Genomic DNA, 16,412 nt, shown 5'->3' with positions numbered 1-16,412 from the left:
AGGTTTTGTTGGCGCCCGCCACGTGGTAATTCAGAGAGACCCCTATGCAGCCGTTTTTTGCCCAGCGCTTTGCCAAGGTAGAGCCTTCCTTTATTCGAGAAATACTGAAAGTTGCCGTCAATCCGGAAGTGATCTCCTTTGCCGGCGGCCTGCCCAACCCCGAATTCTTTCCGAGCGAAGCACTGGAAGTGGCCACCGCCAAGGTGCTGCAGAACAAGGGCAACGGTGCGCTGCAATATGCGGCCACCGAGGGCTTTGGCCCGTTGCGGGAGTACATTGCCGAGCGCTACCGCAGCCAGCATGGCATGGTGGTGAACCCCGACAATATTCTGATCACCAACGGCTCCCAGCAGGCGCTGGATCTGATTGGCAAGGTACTGGTGGACGAGGGTTCCAGGCTGATCATCGAGGAGCCCGGCTACCTGGGCGCCATTCAGGCGCTGTCGGTGTATCAGCCGGCGTTTCAGGGCGTGTCGCTGAATGATGACGGCCCGGATCTGAACGAGCTGGACGCGTTGCTGGCCGAGCCCGGTCACGCCCGGCTGATGTACGGGGTAACCAACTTTCAGAATCCGTCGGGTCTGAGCTACAGCCTGGAAAAACGTCAGGCGGTGGCCGAGCGTCTGGTGCGCCACAATGTGCTGATGGTGGAAGACAACCCCTACGGTGAGCTGCGCTTTGAAGGCGAACATCTGCCGCCCATTGCCAAACTGGCGCCGGAAAACGTGGTGCTGCTGGGCTCCTTCTCCAAGGTGGTGGTGCCGTCCTTCCGTCTGGGCTGGATGCTGGTGCCCGACTGGCTGCGCCAGAAGCTCACCATCGCCAAGCAGGCCTCCGATCTGCATACCAACGGCTTCGTGCAGCAGGTGCTGTACAGCTACCTGCAGGACAACAGCCTGGATGCCCATATTGACCGCATTCGCACCGTGTACGGCGAGCAGAAAAAGGCCATGGAGCAGGCGCTGCTGCGCCATTGCCCGGGGCTGGACTTTACCCGCCCGGAAGGTGGCATGTTCCTGTGGCTGCGCCTGCCCGAGCACATCAGCGCCATGGAGCTGTTCAACCTGTCCATCAAGGAAAACGTGGCTTTTGTGCCCGGCCGGCCCTTCTATGTGCGTCCGGACATTCTCAACACCGCCCGCTTCAGTTATTCCGGATCCGATGCCGCCACTATTGAAGAGGGCATCGGCCGGTTTGGCCGGGTGATCCGCCAGATACTGTAACCGCAAGGGGCCCAAGGGCCCCTTTTCATTCCGGCAGCGAGGGCATCAGCGGCTGCTGCTTGACGGTTTTGGTCACTATGTAGGTGTAGTAGCGCTCTATGCCGAGGTCGGCGGCCAGCCAGTGGTCGATCAGGCGCTGATACTGATCGATGTCGTCACAGATGACCTTCAGCACATAATCCACGCCGCCGCCGGTGGCATAGCAGTCGGTAACCTTGTCACAGTCCTGCATGGCCCGCTCAAACCGGCGCATGGCCTCGGCACTGTGCCGGCCCAGGCTGACCTCCACCAGCACCGAGGTGCGGTTTTGCAGTAGGCCGGTGTCGATCACGGCGCCATAGCCGCGAATGATGCCGGCCTGCTCCAGCCGTTTTACCCGTTCCCAGCAGGGGCTGACCGACAGGTTGATGGCCTCGGCCAGGGCCGACTTGGTAATGCGGCCCCGGCGCTGCAATATCTGCAGTATCCGAATATCGTAACGATCCAGTCGCACGGTGCCGCCCTTTATCACGTTCATGGCATCGTCACCTTTTTACAAACAGCCGGCGTGGGTAATGACACAGGGGTTCGCCGCCATTGCTGGTGATCACGATGCTTTCGGTGGTTTCCATGCCCCAGTCATCCAGCCACAGCCCGGGCATGAAGTGAAAGGTCATGCCCGGCTCCAGCAGGGTGTTGTCGGTGTTGCGCAGGCTCATGCTGCGTTCGCCCCAGTCCGGTGGGTAGCTCATGCCAATGGGATAGCCGCAACGGGCACCCTCCCGATCAAACCCGTACCTGGCGAGGGTGGCGTTGAGGGCGTTGGCGATGTCGGCACAGCGGTTGCCGGGCTGGGCCGCCGCCAGCCCGGCTTCCAGCCCGGCATTCAGCGCTTCTTCGGCACGCAGAAAGTTGTCGGTGGGCCGGCCCAGGTAAATGGTGCGCGACAGCACGCAGTGATAGCGCCGGTGGCAGCCCGCCAGCTCAAAAAAGGTGCCCTGATCCCGGCAAAAGGGCCGGTTGTCCCAGGTCAGGTGTGGTGCCGAGGCATCCGCGCCCGAGGGCAGCATGGGCACAATGGACGGATAATCGCCAAAGTGCCCCTCGTACCCTTCCATGGCCACCCGGTAGATTTCCGCCACCAGCAGGTGCTTGGGCAGCCCCGGCTCGATCATGTCCAGCGCGGCGGCGTGCATGCGCTCCACAATGCGGGCGGCAATGCGCATGTAGCGCAGCTCGGTCTCCGACTTGATGGCCCGGCACCAGTTGACCAGGGCGGTGGCGTCCACCAGCTCGGCATCGGGCAGGTTGTCGTGCAGGGCCTGCCAGGCCGCCGGCGTAAAGTAATAATTGTCCATTTCAATGCCGATACGGCCATAACCCCGGTCATGGGGTTTGAGATACTGGTTGGCCAGGTATTCCATGGCGTTCATCGGCGGGTTCATCACGTAGTAGTCCGGGTACCACAGAATGTTCTCTTCCTGCAGCCAGACGGTGCGGCGGGCGCCGTTGGCATCCATCTGCCGGCCAAACCACAGCGGCTCGCCGTCCAGGTGTACCACCGCCGCCTGAGGTGTATAAAAGGACCAGCCGTCGTAACCGGTCAGCCAGGCGATGTTGGCCGGGTCGTGCACGATCAGGGTCTGAATATCGCGTGTCAGCATGTCGGCCCTGACTCTGGCTAGGCGCTGCTGATACTCCTCGTATGAAAAAGCGGGGATCTGTGTGTGCATGGCTGCCCCCTGTGTGAGTGTAAGGGCCCGCTAGCGGGACTCACCCCAGTACAGTTCAGCCGGCCGATGAGTGTCAAATCGGCCGGCTTTCCGCCCCCGGCCAGCGGACCGGGCCTTGCTGCCTGCCGCCACCGTCCCGGTCGTATTGTGACGGGATTCATATGTTTCCTGAGTGTTGCCGTGAAAAACCTTAAAAGTTTTTTAAATATTGCACTTTTTGTGAGGTGGATCACGCGAAATGCTTGCCAGTGGATCATTATGGTTGCTGCGCTGTTTTTTGAATGTAAAATCCGGGCGCTTAGTAAGTGACTGGTTAAGTTATCTACAAAAATTACAAACAGCAGATAAATGATTTGGCTTTTTCTGAGGACGTAGTAATGAAAGGCTCTCTTTCCACCCGGATTTTTACCGGGCTTTTTGTTGGCCTGCTGATCGGCAGTGCCATCCAGTATCTGTTCAAGGATGTTTCCCTGCTTAACGACGGGCTGGTGGGCCTGGCCGAGGGCCTGGGCGGCATGTTCGTGTCACTGATCAAGCTGATGGTGGTGCCGCTGGTTTACATCTCCATTGTCACCGGCATCTGTGAGCTGCGGGATATCGCCAGCTTCGGCCGTCTGGGCAGCAAGACCTTTGGTTTGTATATCGTCAACACCATGCTGTCGATCGCCGCCGCCATTCTGGTGGGTGTGATCTTCCAGCCCGGCCTGGGTGCCACTCTGCCCCACGGTGCCACCGGTGCCGTGGAGCTGACCACCACCGAAACCCCGGATCTGGGCGCCATGCTGGTGAATATCGTGCCCAGCAACCCGGTACAGGCCTTTGCCTCCGGCGACATGCTGCAAATCATCTTTATGGCCATTCTCACCGGCCTGGCCATTCAGGGCCTGGGCGCCACCGCGGCTCCGGCGGCCCGCGCCTTCCGCATGGCCAACGAGGTGATGATGAAACTGGTGGGCCTGGTAATGACCCTGGCCCCTTACGGTGTGTTCGCGCTGATGATAAGCCTGGGTGCCACCCTGGAAGCGGATACCCTGATGTCGGTGGCCGGTTATGTGGCCATGGTGGTGATGGTGCTGGCGTTCTGGATCCTGGTGGTATACCCGCTGGCGGTGTGGATGACCACCGGCATCAAGCCGGGCGTGTTCCGCCAGGCGACCCGGGAGCAGCTGCTGTTCTCCCTGTCTACCGCCAGCTCCAACGCCACCATTCCGGTGACCATGCGTACTCTCACCGAGAAACTGGGCGTCTCCCGCGCCATTGCCGGCTTTGGTGTGCCCCTGGGCGCCACCATCAACATGTCCGGCTCTGCCATTTACATTACTCTGGCCGCGATCTTTGCCGCCAATATCTCCGGTACGCCGATTCCTGCCGGTGATCTGCTGACCGTGGGCATTACCGTGCTGCTGATGTCGGTGGGTGTGGGTGGTGTGCCCGGTGGCGCCGTGGTCATGGCCGGCGTGTTGCTGCACCAGATGGGCCTGCCGGTGGAAGCCATGGCCATCATCATGGCGGTGGACCGGATCAACGACATGTTCTGCACCTCGTCCAACGTGGTGGGCGACACCGCCGTCAATACCATAGTGGCCAAGCTTGAAGGCAACCCGGACAGCATCGAGGCTGCCGAGCCGGCCCGCAGCAAGTAAGCATCAGAGAATATGAAAAACCGCCCTCGGGCGGTTTTTTTGTTATTCGGGCTGAGCGGTGGGATTGGGCACGGGAAAAACACGGTCGTAGGCCAGATTGTAGAAAAAGGCGTAAACCAGATAGAAGGCGGCCATGGCGATGTCCATCACAAAGGCCTCCCACAGGCTGATGCCCAGATACCAGGCGATCATCGGCAGAAACAGCAGCAGCAGGCCGCCTTCAAACAACAGGGCGTGCAACACCCGGATCAGCGTGGTCTTGCGTACATCCCCGCGCAGCCGCAGCATGGCGTGATCGAACAACAGGTTGTAGAGATAGTTCCACACGGTTGCGATCAGCGAGCCTGCGACCGCCAGCACGCCCATCAAATGAAATTCAAAGCCGAACACCAGGCTTGCCAGCGGGGTGAAAATCACGAGGCCGAGCAGCTCAAAACCCAGGGTATGGCGAAGGCGATCTTTGGTGGTGCGCATAAAAACTCCTGCAGAATATGCCTGTTTGAATCGCCATTCTATCTGCTATTGTTCACTTAAAAAGTTAGTAAGTATCGGTTTTGAGGATAGATGAGCTTCTCTCTGGAACAGTTGCAGGCCTTTGTGGCCACCGTTGACACCGGCTCCTTCTCGGCCGCGGCCCGTCGTCTGGGCAAGGCCCAGTCGGTGGTGAGTACCGCCGTGGCCAATCTGGAAATCGATCTCGGCAATTCCCTGTTTGTGCGCACTGGCCGCTACCCCAGGCTGACTCCGGAAGGAGAGCGTTTGCTGGCGGAGGCGCGGGTGATCCTGGAGCGCTGCGAGCATTTTCGCGGCGTGGCCAGAAGCCTGGAGCAGGGAGTGGAAAGCCGGCTGGTGCTGGCGGTGGATGAACTGTACCCGTCCGAGCAGCTGGGGGCGCTGATGGACGAGTTTTCCCGCCGTTTTCCCACGGTGGAGCTGGAGCTGCTGTTTCCCCTGATGGAGGACGTCAGCCGCATGGTGCTGGAGGAGCGGGTGGATCTGGGCATTATGTGGCGGCAGGAAATTCTGCCCTCGGCGCTGAATTTTCACGCCCTGGGCCGGGTGCCGCTGAAGCTGGTGTGTGCTCCCGGTCATGCTCTGGCCGGCCAGCGGGTGGGCTGGGAAGAGCTCAAGCGCTACCGCCAGCTGATGGTGGCCACCCGTAACGACAGCGAAGAGAAGGTAAGGCTGCGGGTGGCGGCGGATGTGTGGTGGGTGGAGAGCCAGTGGGTAATCGTCGAGCTGGTGCAGCGCAATCTGGGCTGGGCCTTTGTGCCCGGGCATGTGGTGGCCGAGGCCCTGGCCCGTGGCCGGCTGGTGTCACCGACGCTGGAATTTGACAGTCAGGACTGGCCGGTGGCACTGGAGCTGGTGTGGCACAAGCAGCGGCCCCTGGGCAAGGCCGCCGCCTGGCTGAAGGCGGCGGCGATCGGCGCGGCTCAGTCGGCCAGCTCGTAGGGCAGGGGGCGCAGCCGCAGCCGGCTGTCGGGCTGCTCCTTCACCCGAAGCACAGTATCGGCATCCAGATCCTTGTTGAGCACACTGGTCAGCAGGCAGTGGTTGCCCTGCTGGCATACGCTCAGTACGGTGCCGGCCCGGCGCCAGTTGTCGCCCAGTTGCAGCTCCAGATCCTGGTTGACGGCCACCTCGCCTTCAACCTCGCCTTCAAGAATGAACATGGCCTTCTTGTTGGCGCCCCGGTACTTGGCCCGGGCCACGGTTTCCTGGCCCATGTAGCAGCCCTTGTTAAAGCTGATGCCGCCAATGGCCTGCAGGTTGAGCATCTGGGGAATGTATTCGCCCTGGTGCTCGGCGCTCATGTCCGGCAGCCCGGCCTGAAGCATCAGGCCCTGCCATTCCTGCTCGTCGCCTTGAGGCAGCTCGGGCAGGACGGCGTCCTTGGGCAGCAGCAGCAGGGCGTGTTCGGCGGCCACCGGCATGACCACGCCGCCCTGCCACAGGTTGCCGTCGCCTACCTCATGGCTGAGCCAGTGGGACAGTCCCTCACCGGCCAGACCGCAGATCTGCCATTGGGCGCTGACGTCTTCGATATCGACCTTGGAGAACACCGCGAACTTTTTCAGCTCCGGCAGCTGGCGCGCCACCAGTGAACGGTTCAGCACCAGCAGCAGTTGCTCGCCCAGATTGGCCAGCCAGAAGCTGGCCCACAGCTTGCCCTTGCTGTCGCAGTGGCCGCCGGGGCAGGCGTCGCCGGCATTCAGGGCGGTCACATCACAGGTCACCTGGCCCTGCAGGTATTTGACCCGCTCGTCGCCGGTCAGGCTGATTACAGCCCGGTCGGTCAGCGGATAGAGTCGGGGAGAAGAGGCGATGGTAAACACGGGAACACCCTCTGTTTCATTCGTAAAGTGTGACCCTCATGGTAAAGACGGCCAAGTTATTTGTCAGTACTCATTCGACCTTATACCATGAGCTTTGTTTTGTTACATGGAAGCCGACATGCTCACTAGCACCGACAAACCCCGCCTGATCTGGGCATGCCGCCGGGGCATGCTGGAGCTGGATGTCATTCTGGCCCCCTTTGTGGAGCACGAATACGATGCCCTCGACGAAGCGCAGCAGGCCACCTTTCGCCGCCTGCTGGAGTGCGACGATCCGGACTTGTTTGCCTGGTTCATGGGCCACGACCGCTCCAGGGACGTCGCCCTGCAGGCCATGGTGAACCATATTCTTGAGCGTAACCAGATTCGCAATCAACGCTGAGCCGTCCCGGCTGCACCGGCTGTATTTGCTGGGTCTGGCCTTGTGCCTGTGGCTGCCGGCCGGGTTGCTGCTGGGCGTTGACCGGCTGCCCTGGTTCGCGCTGGGCTGGTTGCCGGCGGTGGTGCTGATGTGGCGCCGCAGCCGCGATTACCGGCCCGGCGGTGAGTTCAACGCCGGTGTGCTGACCCTCAATGGCCGCCGCGGTGAACTGTCCCGTTACAGCCGGGCCGGGCCCGGCTTTTTGCTGCTGGTGCTGAAGGGCGACCCCTGGCCGCCGCTGTGGCTGTTTCAGGACGCGGTACCCGACGCCGTGTACCGGCGCCTGGCGCGGCAACTGCTTTACCCGGACTGACGCCGGCGGTAGTTGGCGGGAGTGAGCACCGTGGGCTGCGGATTGTCCTGCTGCTCCGGGTAGTCCAGAGTGTAGTGCAGGCCGCGGGACTCCTTGCGTGCCATGGCCGACAGCACAATCAGCTCGGCCACCTGCACCAGGTTGCGCAGCTCCAGCAGGTTGTTGCTGACGCGGAAGTTGGCGTAATACTCCTGAATTTCCTGCTGCAACAGCTCGATGCGGCGTTTGGCCCGCTCCAGCCGCTTGTTGGAACGTACTATGCCCACATAGTCCCACATAAACAGCCTGAGCTCATGCCAGTTGTGGTGGATCACCACTTCCTCGTCGGAGTCGGTGACCTTGCTTTCATCCCACAGCGGCAGCATGGGCGGCTCCGGGGTGGTGGCGAGATGGGCCAGCATGTGCTCGCCGGCGGCGCGGGCGAACACGATGCACTCCAGCAGCGAGTTGGACGCCATGCGATTGGCGCCGTGCAGGCCGGTGTAGGAGACCTCGCCAATGGCGTAGAGGCCGTCGATATCGGTGCGGCCCTGGCGATCGACCATGACGCCGCCGCAGGTGTAGTGGGCGGCGGGCACCACCGGCATGGCCTGTTTGGTGATGTCGATGCCGACCTTGAGGCAGCGTTCGTAAATGGTGGGAAAGTGCTTGATGATGAAGTCGGCGGGCTTGTGGCTGATGTCGAGATACATGCAGTCGGCGCCCAGGCGCTTCATTTCGTGGTCGATGGCCCGGGCCACTATGTCCCGCGGTGCCAGCTCGCCACGTTCGTCGAAGTCGGGCATAAAGCGGCTGCCGTCCGGGCGCAGCAGGTGAGCGCCTTCGCCGCGCAGGGCCTCGGTGAGCAGGAAGTTGTTGTCGGCCGGATGATACAGGCTGGTGGGGTGGAACTGGTTGAACTCCATGTTGGCCACCCGGCAGCCGGCCCGCCAGGCCATGGCAATGCCGTCGCCGGAGCTCACATCCGGATTGGAGGTATACTGGTACACCTTTGACGCGCCGCCGGTGGCCATGGCCACGAACCTGGCGCGCACGGTTTCCACCCGCTCCTTGTTGCGGTTCCACACATAGGCGCCCAGTACCCGGTTGCCGGGCAGGCCGAGCTTGGCGGTGGTGATCAGATCCAGGGCGTTGACCCGTTCCAGTATGTGAATGTTGGGGTGGCGCTTGACCTGCTCGATCAGCGTGGTCTGCACCGCCCGGCCGGTGGCGTCGGCGGCATGGAAAATGCGTCGGTGGCTGTGGCCGCCTTCCCGGGTCAGGTGATAGCTGGGCTCGCCCTGTGCCGACTCTTCGGTATCAAAGGGCACGCCCTGGCCGATCAGCCACTGAATGGCGTCGGGGGCATTGCGGGCGGTGAACTCCACCACGGCTTCATCGCACAGGCCGGCGCCGGCGATCAGGGTGTCGGCCACATGGGATTCGATGCTGTCGGTTTCGTCAAAAACGGCGGCAATGCCTCCCTGGGCATAAAGGGTGGCCCCTTCGGCGAGCGGTCCTTTGCACAGCACATGCACACGCGCGTGACTGGCCAGTTTCAGCGCCAGAGACAGGCCGGCGGCACCGCTGCCAATGATGAGCACGTCGCAGAGGTATTCAACGGGATCCTTCATAAAGTATCATTGGCTCGAAATGGAGAGTCTTTGCATGTTATCCCATGCGTTCCTTTCGCGCAGCCGTATTTGGCTTTTCCAAATGAGTTCAGAACTTTTTCCCGCCGGTGGAGTCCATTAAGGTACGCTTGTGACGGGCTGGTGGTCAGAGACCGAAAGAATCGGAGGGTACGCGGCTCGTATGAGCGAAAATTTGACGGATCAGCAATTGATCGAGCGGGTTCAGTGGGGCGACAAAAATGCATACAACCTGCTGGTGAAAAAATATCAGTACAAAGTGGCGAACCTGGTGTCCCGTTACGTGTCCAACCCCGGAGACGTACCCGATGTGACCCAGGAGGCCTTTATCAAGGCCTATCGGGCATTGCCCGGCTTTCGTGGCGACAGTGCCTTTTTCACCTGGCTGTATCGCATTGCGGTGAACACCGCCAAGAATCATCTGGTGTCGCAGCGGCGGCGCCCGCCGGGCTCGGACGTGGAAGTGGACGATGCCGAGTATTACGGCGGCGGCGATGCCCTCAAGGAGCTGGCCTCGCCGGAAAACCTGATGCTGACCGAAGAAATTCGCCGGGCCGTGTTCGAGACCATAGACGGGCTGCCGGAAGACTTGAAAACGGCAATCACACTGCGGGAACTGGAAGGGATGAGCTACGAAGACATTGCGAGTGTTATGGAGTGTCCGGTAGGCACGGTTCGCTCGCGCATTTTTCGGGCTCGGGAAGCGATCGACAAGCGGGTGACCCCCTTGCTTCGGAATTGAACGGGGAAGTGTTATGGCTAACAAAGAGCAAATATCGGCACTGGTAGACGGAGAAATTCAGGACAGGGTGTTGCTGGAGCAGGTGGCCGGCAACAAGGAGCTGGCTGACACCTTTGGCCGCTATCACCTGTACGGCGATGCCCTGCGCAACGAGTTGCCCGAACGCATGACGTTTGATCTGAGCGATCGTGTGATGGCGGCGCTGGAGCAGGAAGCCCCGCTTACCGCTGCCAACGACAGCAGTGCCGGAGACAGCAACGCCGAGCCGGTGTCAGCTACCGTGGTGCGGCCGGGCTTTGGCCTCGGTCGGCTCAAACCGGCCCTGCGTCATGCCGGCCAGTTTGCCATTGCCGCTTCCGTGTCGGCGGCGGTGATCTTCGGGGTGCAGCATTACAGCCAGCCTTCGGCCGTGCCGTCGCCGGTGCTCAATACCGTGCCCCTGAGCGGCGGCGCCGCCCCGGTGAGCCTGAACTATCAGAATGATGCCCAGCAGCGGGCCAGCGAGCAGCAGCTGCTGGAGCAGGAGCGGCGCATCAACGCCCTGCTGATGGACCATGAACTGCAGCAACGGCTGCGTCAGAACTGAGGTGACGGTTTCTTGATGTATCACGGACTGCGCGCCGCACTGGTGTTGTTGCTGGTGGCGGCGTGGCCTGCCGGGGCCGCCATGGAGGCCGACCCGGCCCAGCTGCTGCAACGCATGCAGCAGGCCTACCGGCAACTGAACTTTGAACTGACCCTGGTGGACTCGAGTATCGGCGAGCCCGAGCCCAAGCGGCTTACCCGGGGCCATGTCAATGGTCAGGCGCTGACCCACCTGCTGCACCTGAACGGTCGCCCCCGGGAATTTGTGCAGCGGGACGACGAAACCAGCTTTTTTGACTACGGCCCGGAAGGTTACACCCTGCGTGACTCCCGCCTGCCGGGGCTGTTTACCCGTGTGCAGCATTTACCCCTGGAGCATTTATACCAACACTACGATGCGGTGATCGCCGGACGCAGCCGGGTGCTGGGGCGGACCGCCAATCTGGTGCGGCTGCTGCCCAGGGCCGAGCGCTGTTACGGTTATGTGCTGTGGCTGGATCAGCAGACCGGGCTGTTGCTGCGCCTCGATACCCTCGATCATGAAGCCACCCTGGTGGCCCAGAGCATGGGGGTGGCGCTGACCATCAGTGAACAACCGGCGCCGGTGCTGCAGGAATTGCAGGATATTCGCCTGCCGCCCGCCATGCCGCTGGCCGAAGCTCAGCCGGAAACCGGGGCGCCGACCTGGCGAACCGGCTGGTTGCCGAAAGGCTTTGAGGTGCGCACCCAGAACCGGCACCGGCTGCCCCTCACCGAGCAACCGGTGGACTACCTGATGGCGTCCAACGGCGTGGTGGATGTGTCCGTCTATGTGGCCGAGACCCAGGTCAGCGAGCCCCGTCAGCAACTGGTGCGCCAGGGCGCCACTCACCTGGTGAGCCTGGTCGGTCCGGGGCGGCTGGAAGTGACCGTGGTGGGCGATGTGCCCGCCGATATCGCCCGGCGCATTGCCGAGTCGGTCACGGCAAACAAGGTGGCGGAGACGCGGGAATGATTGAGGAAATCGCCACCGTGACCGCCGTGCATTCAGGGAGCGTGGAAGTGCGCTGTTTCAGCAAGTCGGCCTGTGGCCAGTGCCGGCAGAGCAACAACTGCGGTACCGGTCTGGTGTCGAAGGCGCTGCCGGGGCGTGACCATAGGTTTGTGATCGCCACCGGTCTCGAGCTCACCCCCGGCCAGCAGGTACGTATCGGCATTCCCGAGCACAGCCTGATCACCGGCGCCCTGCTGGTATACCTGCTGCCGCTGCTGTGCCTGCTGGCGGGCGGTCTGCTGGCCGGCTGGGCCGGGCTGGGCGAGGGCGCCAGCATTGTGGGAGTGCTGGCCGGTGGTGGCCTGGGCTTTGGTCTGGCGGCCAGGCTGTCCCGCCGGCGGGGCCATGATCAGCCGGTGATCCTGGGGCCGCTGATCCCGGTGGCCCGCACCGATTAGCCCGACTAAGGATTGGTCACTGTGCCGCGAATCCGGTAGAATCTCGCCTTTATTGTCGCCATTGACTACGGACGCCTTATCGCATCATGAAGCATATTCGTAATTTCTCCGTTATCGCTCACATCGACCACGGCAAATCGACCCTGTCCGATCGCCTGATCCAGGTATGTGGCGGCCTCACCGATAGGGAAATGCAGCAGCAGGTACTCGACTCCATGGATCTGGAACGCGAGCGCGGCATTACCATCAAGGCCCAGAGTGTGACCCTGAACTACCAGGCGCAGGACGGCAACCAGTACCAGCTCAACTTCATCGACACGCCCGGGCACGTGGACTTCTCCTACGAGGTGTCCCGCTCGTTGGCCGCCTGCGAAGGGGCGCTGCTGGTGGTGGATGCCGGTCAGGGGGTTGAGGCACAGACTCTGGCCAACTGTTACACCGCGCTGGACATGAACCTGGAAGTGGTGCCGGTGCTGAACAAGATAGACCTGCCCCAGGCTGAGCCGGAGCGGGTGGCGGAAGAGATCGAGGACATCGTCGGCATCGACGCCCTCGACGCGGTGCGCTGCTCCGCCAAGACCGGCCTGGGGGTGGATCAGGTGCTGGAAACCATCGTCCAGAAGATTCCGGCACCGGAAGGCAACCCGGACGGCCCGCTGCAGGCGCTGATCATCGACTCCTGGTTTGACTCCTACCTGGGGGTGGTGTCGCTGGTACGCATCAAGCATGGCAGCCTGAAAAAGCACGACAAGATCAAGGTGATGAGCACCGGTCAGGTATGGGGCGTGGACCGTATCGGCATCTTTACCCCCAAGCAGAAGGACACCGACGGCCTCAACTGCGGCGAAGTGGGCTGGGTGGTGTGCGGCATCAAGGATATTCACGGCGCGCCCGTGGGCGATACCCTGACCCTGGCCAAGCACGGCGCCGACAAGCCGCTGCCAGGCTTTCAGAAGGTCAAGCCGCAGGTCTATGCCGGTCTGTTCCCCATTTCCAGCGACGACTACGAGGCCTTCCGCGACGCCCTCGACAAGCTGGCGCTGAACGACGCCTCGCTGTTCTATGAGCCGGAAACCTCCAATGCGCTGGGTTTTGGTTTCCGTTGCGGCTTCCTTGGCATGCTGCACATGGAGATCATTCAGGAGCGGCTGGAGCGGGAATACGATCTGGACCTGATCACCACGGCACCCACTGTGGTGTATGAAGTGGTCAAGACCGACGGTGAGGTGATTTACATCGACAGTCCGTCCCAGTTGCCGGCGGTGAACAACATCGAGGAGATTCACGAGCCCATTGCCGAGTGTCACATTCTGGTGCCTCAGGAATACCTGGGCAACGTCATCACCCTGTGCATCGAAAAGCGCGGCGTGCAGACCAACATGGTCTATCACGGCAATCAGGTGGCGTTGACCTACGAGATCCCCATGGCGGAAGTGGTGCTCGACTTCTTTGACCGGCTGAAGTCCACCAGCCGCGGCTATGCCTCGCTGGATTACGGCTTCAAGCGCTTTGAAGCGGCCGACATGGTGCGCCTCGATATTCTGATTAACGGCGACCGGGTCGACGCCCTGGCGATCATTACTCACAAGGAAAATGCCCAGTTCCGTGGCCGCCAGCTGGTGGAGAAGATGCGCGAGCTGATCCCGCGACAGATGTTCGACATCGCCATTCAGGCGGCCATCGGCAACCAGATCATCGCCCGCAGCACCGTCAAGGCCCTGCGCAAGGACGTGACCGCCAAGTGTTACGGCGGTGACGTCAGCCGCAAGAAAAAGCTGCTGGCCAAGCAGAAGGAAGGCAAGAAGCGCATGAAATCCCTGGGCCGGGTCGACATTCCGCAGGATGCCTTCCTCGCCATTCTGCACGTAGGTAAGGACAAGTAACCATGGCAAGTACCTTTGCCCTGATCCTGGTGCTGGTGACTCTGGTGACCGGCATCATCTGGGCCTGTGACAAGTGGATCTGGGCGCCCCAGCGCGGGCGCCGGCTGGCCGAGGCACAACAGAGCCACGGCAACCGGGTGGACGCGGCGGCACTGGCCAAGGCCGCCGCCACCCCCGGCTGGATTGAGCAGGCCAGGTCCATCTTTCCGGTGATCGCGGCGGTACTGGTACTGCGCTCCTTTATCTATGAGCCGTTTCAGATACCGTCCGGCTCCATGATGCCCACCCTGCTGGTAGGCGACTTCATTCTGGTGGAGAAATTCTCTTACGGCCTGAAGGAGCCGGTCACCAACACCACCCTTGTTCCCACCGGCAAGCCGGAGCGGGGCGACATTGCGGTGTTCAAGTATCCGGAAAACCCGCGCATCGACTACATCAAGCGCATCGTGGGGCTGCCCGGAGACCATATTGTCTACCGCGACAAGCAATTGTTTATCAGGCCCGCCTGCGACGGCGACGATTGTCCCGGCTATGCCCCGGTGCCGCTCAAATACGAGCAAAGCGGCGAGTTTACCCAGATGGGCATTCCCCTGGCCCGCTTCAGCGAGCGCCTGACCGAGCGCCCGCACGATGTGCTGCAAAACCCGCTGCTGCCGGACCGGGTGTCCATGTATCATCGCCAGCCGGGCACCGCCGCCAACGAGTGGATCGTCCCCGAAGGTCACTACTTTGCTCTGGGTGACAACCGCGACAACAGTACCGACAGCCGCTTCTGGGGCTTTGTGCCCGAGGCCAACCTGGTGGGCAAGGCGGTCGCCATCTGGATAAGCTTTGAGTTTGATCGCAACGCCGACAGCTGGCTGCCTTCCTGGGTGCCGAGCGATGTGCGTTTCAGCCGAATAGGCGCAATTCACTGATGAAAAAACTGAATAACCTGCAAAAAAAACTGGGCCATACCTTTAATGACGAGGCGCTGCTGGTGCGGGCGCTGACCCACCGCAGTGCCGGCTCCCGCCACAACGAGCGGCTGGAGTTTCTGGGCGACTCCATTCTCAGCATGGTGATCGCCGACGCCCTGTTCCATCGTTTTCCCAAGGTCAACGAAGGTGACATGTCACGCATGCGCGCCACCCTGGTGCGGGAAAAAACCCTGGCCGAGCTGGCCCGGGACTTTGAACTGGGTGAATACCTGATCCTCGGGCCCGGTGAACTCAAAAGCGGCGGTTACCGCCGGGAGTCGATCCTGGCCGATGCGGTAGAGGCGCTGATCGGCGCCATTTACCTCGACAGCGGCATCGAGCGCATTACCGAGCTGCTGCTGAGCTGGTATGACGGCCGGCTCAGCGACATTCAGCCCGGCGTGGAGCAAAAGGATCCCAAAACCCGGCTGCAGGAGCTGCTGCAGGGCAAGCGCAAGCCGCTGCCCAGCTATGAAGTGGTCGACGTGATTGGCGAAGCCCACAATCAGAAATTTACCGTGCACTGCATTGTGGACGGCCTGGCCGAGCCCGTGGTGGGCGTGGGCACCAGCCGGCGCAAGGCAGAGCAGGCGGCGGCCGAGCAGGCCCTGGATACCTTGTTATGAGCGAACAACAGCAAACCTATTGCGGCTTTGTGGCCATCGTCGGCCGCCCCAACGTGGGCAAGTCCACCCTGCTGAACCGGCTGCTGGGGCAGAAGGTCAGCATTACCTCGAAAAAACCCCAGACCACCCGCCACCGCATCATGGGCATCGACACCGATGGCGCCCATCAGGTGGTCTATGTCGACACCCCCGGGCTGCACATCGAGGAAAAGCGCGCCATCAACCGGCTGATGAACCGGGCGGCTTCCAGTTCCCTGGGCGACGTGGAAATGGTGGTGTTCGTGGTCGACGGTACCCAGTGGACCAAGGACGACGACATGGTGCTGAACAAGCTGCGGCGCATGCACTGTCCCGTGGTACTGGCGATCAACAAGATCGACAACGTGGAAAGCAAGGAGGTGCTGCTGCCGCACATGCAGTGGCTGGCGCAGCAAATGGACTTTGCCGATATCGTGCCGATCTCGGCGGAGAAGGGCACCAATGTGGACACCATCGCCAAACTGGCCAAGGCCCGGCTCAAGCCCTCGCTGCACTATTTTCCGGAAGACTACATCACCGACCGTTCTTCCCGCTTCATGGCGGCGGAGATCATTCGCGAGAAACTGATGCGCTTTACCGGCGACGAGCTGCCCTATTCGATCACCGTGGAGATCGAGCGCTATCAGACCGACGACAAGGGTGTGGTGCACATCAACGGTCTGATCCTGGTGGAGCGCAGCGGCCAGAAGCGCATGGTGATCGGCAACAAGGGCGACAAGCTGCGCACCATTGGCACCGAGGCGCGGCTGGATCTGGAACGGCTGCTGGAGCAGAAGGTCTATCTGGAACTGTGGGTCAAGGTCAAGTCCGGCTGGGCCGATGACGAGCGCGCCCTGCGCAGCCTGGGTTACGGCGACGACTGAGC

Annotated in this window: 18 protein-coding genes; 13 read left to right on the top strand and 5 right to left on the bottom strand. The window is 61.8% G+C overall.

Going from position 1 to position 16,412, the window contains the following annotated elements; genetic code table 11:
• The first annotated feature begins 44 nt into the window (after positions 1–44).
• On the top strand, positions 45–1,223 hold the full coding sequence (locus PU634_RS13380) for an aminotransferase-like domain-containing protein (protein ID WP_306761288.1): 1,179 nt from the start codon (positions 45–47) through the stop codon (positions 1,221–1,223).
• A gap of 25 nt (positions 1,224–1,248) precedes the next feature.
• Here PU634_RS13380 and PU634_RS13375 read toward each other — a convergent pair whose 3' ends face one another.
• Both PU634_RS13375 and PU634_RS13370 read right to left on the bottom strand, forming a co-directional pair.
• Positions 1,249–1,740, bottom strand: a complete 492-nt coding sequence (locus PU634_RS13375) for an Lrp/AsnC family transcriptional regulator (RefSeq protein WP_306761287.1) — start codon at positions 1,738–1,740, stop codon at positions 1,249–1,251.
• Positions 1,741–1,747: 7 nt separating this feature from the next.
• Entirely contained in the window at positions 1,748–2,935 is a 1,188-nt protein-coding gene (locus PU634_RS13370; protein ID WP_306761286.1) for a M24 family metallopeptidase, read from the bottom strand.
• 377 nt (positions 2,936–3,312) lie between these two features.
• Between PU634_RS13370 and PU634_RS13365 the strand changes: the two genes are divergently transcribed.
• Complete coding sequence (locus tag PU634_RS13365) at positions 3,313–4,578, top strand: dicarboxylate/amino acid:cation symporter (RefSeq protein ID WP_306761285.1); 1,266 nt, start codon at positions 3,313–3,315, stop codon at positions 4,576–4,578.
• Positions 4,579–4,620: 42 nt separating this feature from the next.
• Here the strand turns inward: PU634_RS13365 and PU634_RS13360 are convergent, their stop codons facing one another.
• Positions 4,621–5,052, bottom strand: coding sequence for a PACE efflux transporter (locus PU634_RS13360; RefSeq protein ID WP_306761284.1), 432 nt, complete (start codon positions 5,050–5,052; stop codon positions 4,621–4,623).
• A gap of 90 nt (positions 5,053–5,142) precedes the next feature.
• On the opposite strand from PU634_RS13360, the gene PU634_RS13355 reads away from it, so the two are divergent.
• On the top strand, positions 5,143–6,033 hold the full coding sequence (locus PU634_RS13355; RefSeq protein ID WP_306761283.1) for a LysR family transcriptional regulator: 891 nt from the start codon (positions 5,143–5,145) through the stop codon (positions 6,031–6,033).
• On the opposite strand, the gene ygfZ is transcribed toward PU634_RS13355, so the two are convergent.
• Entirely contained in the window at positions 6,015–6,917 is a 903-nt protein-coding gene (ygfZ, locus tag PU634_RS13350; RefSeq protein WP_306761282.1) for a CAF17-like 4Fe-4S cluster assembly/insertion protein YgfZ, read from the bottom strand. The two genes, PU634_RS13355 and ygfZ, sit on opposite strands and share 19 nt — an antisense overlap.
• Positions 6,918–7,035: 118 nt before the next feature.
• Here ygfZ and PU634_RS13345 point away from each other — a divergent pair, with 118 nt between their 5' ends.
• Together PU634_RS13345 and PU634_RS13340 are read left to right on the top strand one after the other, a co-directional pair.
• Positions 7,036–7,299 (top strand): FAD assembly factor SdhE, encoded by a 264-nt coding sequence (locus PU634_RS13345; protein WP_306761281.1) that lies wholly within the window; start codon positions 7,036–7,038, stop codon positions 7,297–7,299.
• Positions 7,268–7,651 (top strand): protein YgfX, encoded by a 384-nt coding sequence (locus PU634_RS13340; protein ID WP_306761280.1) that lies wholly within the window; start codon positions 7,268–7,270, stop codon positions 7,649–7,651. The genes PU634_RS13345 and PU634_RS13340 overlap by 32 nt, the downstream gene beginning before the upstream one ends.
• Here PU634_RS13340 and nadB read toward each other — a convergent pair.
• Entirely contained in the window at positions 7,639–9,264 is a 1,626-nt protein-coding gene (nadB, locus tag PU634_RS13335; protein WP_306761279.1) for an L-aspartate oxidase, read from the bottom strand. The two genes, PU634_RS13340 and nadB, sit on opposite strands and share 13 nt — an antisense overlap.
• Before the next feature lie 181 nt (positions 9,265–9,445).
• Between nadB and rpoE the strand changes: the two genes are divergently transcribed.
• The 8 genes from rpoE (at position 9,446) to era (ending at position 16,410) form a co-directional block, all read left to right on the top strand.
• The gene (rpoE, locus tag PU634_RS13330) at positions 9,446–10,024 is read left to right on the top strand and encodes an RNA polymerase sigma factor RpoE (protein ID WP_306761278.1); all 579 of its coding nucleotides are present in this window, start codon (positions 9,446–9,448) and stop codon (positions 10,022–10,024) included.
• Positions 10,025–10,037: 13 nt separating this feature from the next.
• Positions 10,038–10,610 (top strand): sigma-E factor negative regulatory protein, encoded by a 573-nt coding sequence (locus PU634_RS13325; protein WP_306761277.1) that lies wholly within the window; start codon positions 10,038–10,040, stop codon positions 10,608–10,610.
• Positions 10,611–10,625: 15 nt separating this feature from the next.
• On the top strand, positions 10,626–11,603 hold the full coding sequence (locus tag PU634_RS13320; protein WP_306761276.1) for a MucB/RseB C-terminal domain-containing protein: 978 nt from the start codon (positions 10,626–10,628) through the stop codon (positions 11,601–11,603).
• The gene (locus tag PU634_RS13315) at positions 11,600–12,040 is read left to right on the top strand and encodes a SoxR reducing system RseC family protein (protein WP_306761275.1); all 441 of its coding nucleotides are present in this window, start codon (positions 11,600–11,602) and stop codon (positions 12,038–12,040) included. Before PU634_RS13320 ends, PU634_RS13315 begins: the two co-directional genes overlap by 4 nt.
• Positions 12,041–12,126: 86 nt before the next feature.
• On the top strand, positions 12,127–13,923 hold the full coding sequence (gene lepA / locus PU634_RS13310) for a translation elongation factor 4 (RefSeq protein WP_306761274.1): 1,797 nt from the start codon (positions 12,127–12,129) through the stop codon (positions 13,921–13,923).
• A 2-nt stretch (positions 13,924–13,925) separates the two neighbouring features.
• Positions 13,926–14,840 carry a signal peptidase I gene (gene lepB / locus PU634_RS13305; RefSeq protein ID WP_306761273.1) on the top strand — a complete coding sequence of 305 codons (915 nt, stop codon included), beginning with the start codon at positions 13,926–13,928 and terminating at the stop codon, positions 14,838–14,840.
• Positions 14,840–15,508: a ribonuclease III gene (gene rnc, locus PU634_RS13300; RefSeq protein WP_306761272.1), complete on the top strand. Its 669-nt coding sequence runs from the start codon at positions 14,840–14,842 to the stop codon at positions 15,506–15,508. The genes lepB and rnc overlap by 1 nt, the downstream gene beginning before the upstream one ends.
• Entirely contained in the window at positions 15,505–16,410 is a 906-nt protein-coding gene (era, locus tag PU634_RS13295; protein WP_306761271.1) for a GTPase Era, read from the top strand. The genes rnc and era overlap by 4 nt, the downstream gene beginning before the upstream one ends.
• The last annotated feature ends 2 nt before the right edge of the window (positions 16,411–16,412 follow it).

Source organism: Oceanimonas pelagia, from assembly GCF_030849025.1.
In the GTDB taxonomy this organism is placed as follows: Bacteria; Pseudomonadota; Gammaproteobacteria; order Enterobacterales; family Aeromonadaceae; genus Oceanimonas; species Oceanimonas pelagia.
The sequence above is the reverse complement of the archived record's forward strand: the minus strand, read 5'-3'. Positions and strand labels throughout refer to the sequence as shown.

Excerpts from the sequence above, each read along its gene's own strand:
- PU634_RS13370 (WP_306761286.1), bottom strand. The coding sequence starts at position 2,935 with ATGCACACACAGATCCCCGCTTTTTCATACGAGGAGTATCAGCAGCGC.
- PU634_RS13365 (WP_306761285.1), top strand. The coding sequence starts at position 3,313 with ATGAAAGGCTCTCTTTCCACCCGGATTTTTACCGGGCTTTTTGTTGGC.
- PU634_RS13325 (WP_306761277.1), top strand. The coding sequence starts at position 10,038 with ATGGCTAACAAAGAGCAAATATCGGCACTGGTAGACGGAGAAATTCAG.
- PU634_RS13315 (WP_306761275.1), top strand. The coding sequence starts at position 11,600 with ATGATTGAGGAAATCGCCACCGTGACCGCCGTGCATTCAGGGAGCGTG.
- PU634_RS13375 (WP_306761287.1), bottom strand. The coding sequence starts at position 1,740 with ATGAACGTGATAAAGGGCGGCACCGTGCGACTGGATCGTTACGATATT.
- era (WP_306761271.1), top strand. The coding sequence starts at position 15,505 with ATGAGCGAACAACAGCAAACCTATTGCGGCTTTGTGGCCATCGTCGGC.
- PU634_RS13355 (WP_306761283.1), top strand. The coding sequence starts at position 5,143 with ATGAGCTTCTCTCTGGAACAGTTGCAGGCCTTTGTGGCCACCGTTGAC.
- PU634_RS13360 (WP_306761284.1), bottom strand. The coding sequence starts at position 5,052 with ATGCGCACCACCAAAGATCGCCTTCGCCATACCCTGGGTTTTGAGCTG.
- lepB (WP_306761273.1), top strand. The coding sequence starts at position 13,926 with ATGGCAAGTACCTTTGCCCTGATCCTGGTGCTGGTGACTCTGGTGACC.
- rpoE (WP_306761278.1), top strand. The coding sequence starts at position 9,446 with ATGAGCGAAAATTTGACGGATCAGCAATTGATCGAGCGGGTTCAGTGG.
- PU634_RS13345 (WP_306761281.1), top strand. The coding sequence starts at position 7,036 with ATGCTCACTAGCACCGACAAACCCCGCCTGATCTGGGCATGCCGCCGG.
- rnc (WP_306761272.1), top strand. The coding sequence starts at position 14,840 with ATGAAAAAACTGAATAACCTGCAAAAAAAACTGGGCCATACCTTTAAT.
- PU634_RS13380 (WP_306761288.1), top strand. The coding sequence starts at position 45 with ATGCAGCCGTTTTTTGCCCAGCGCTTTGCCAAGGTAGAGCCTTCCTTT.
- lepA (WP_306761274.1), top strand. The coding sequence starts at position 12,127 with ATGAAGCATATTCGTAATTTCTCCGTTATCGCTCACATCGACCACGGC.
- nadB (WP_306761279.1), bottom strand. The coding sequence starts at position 9,264 with ATGAAGGATCCCGTTGAATACCTCTGCGACGTGCTCATCATTGGCAGC.
- PU634_RS13320 (WP_306761276.1), top strand. The coding sequence starts at position 10,626 with ATGTATCACGGACTGCGCGCCGCACTGGTGTTGTTGCTGGTGGCGGCG.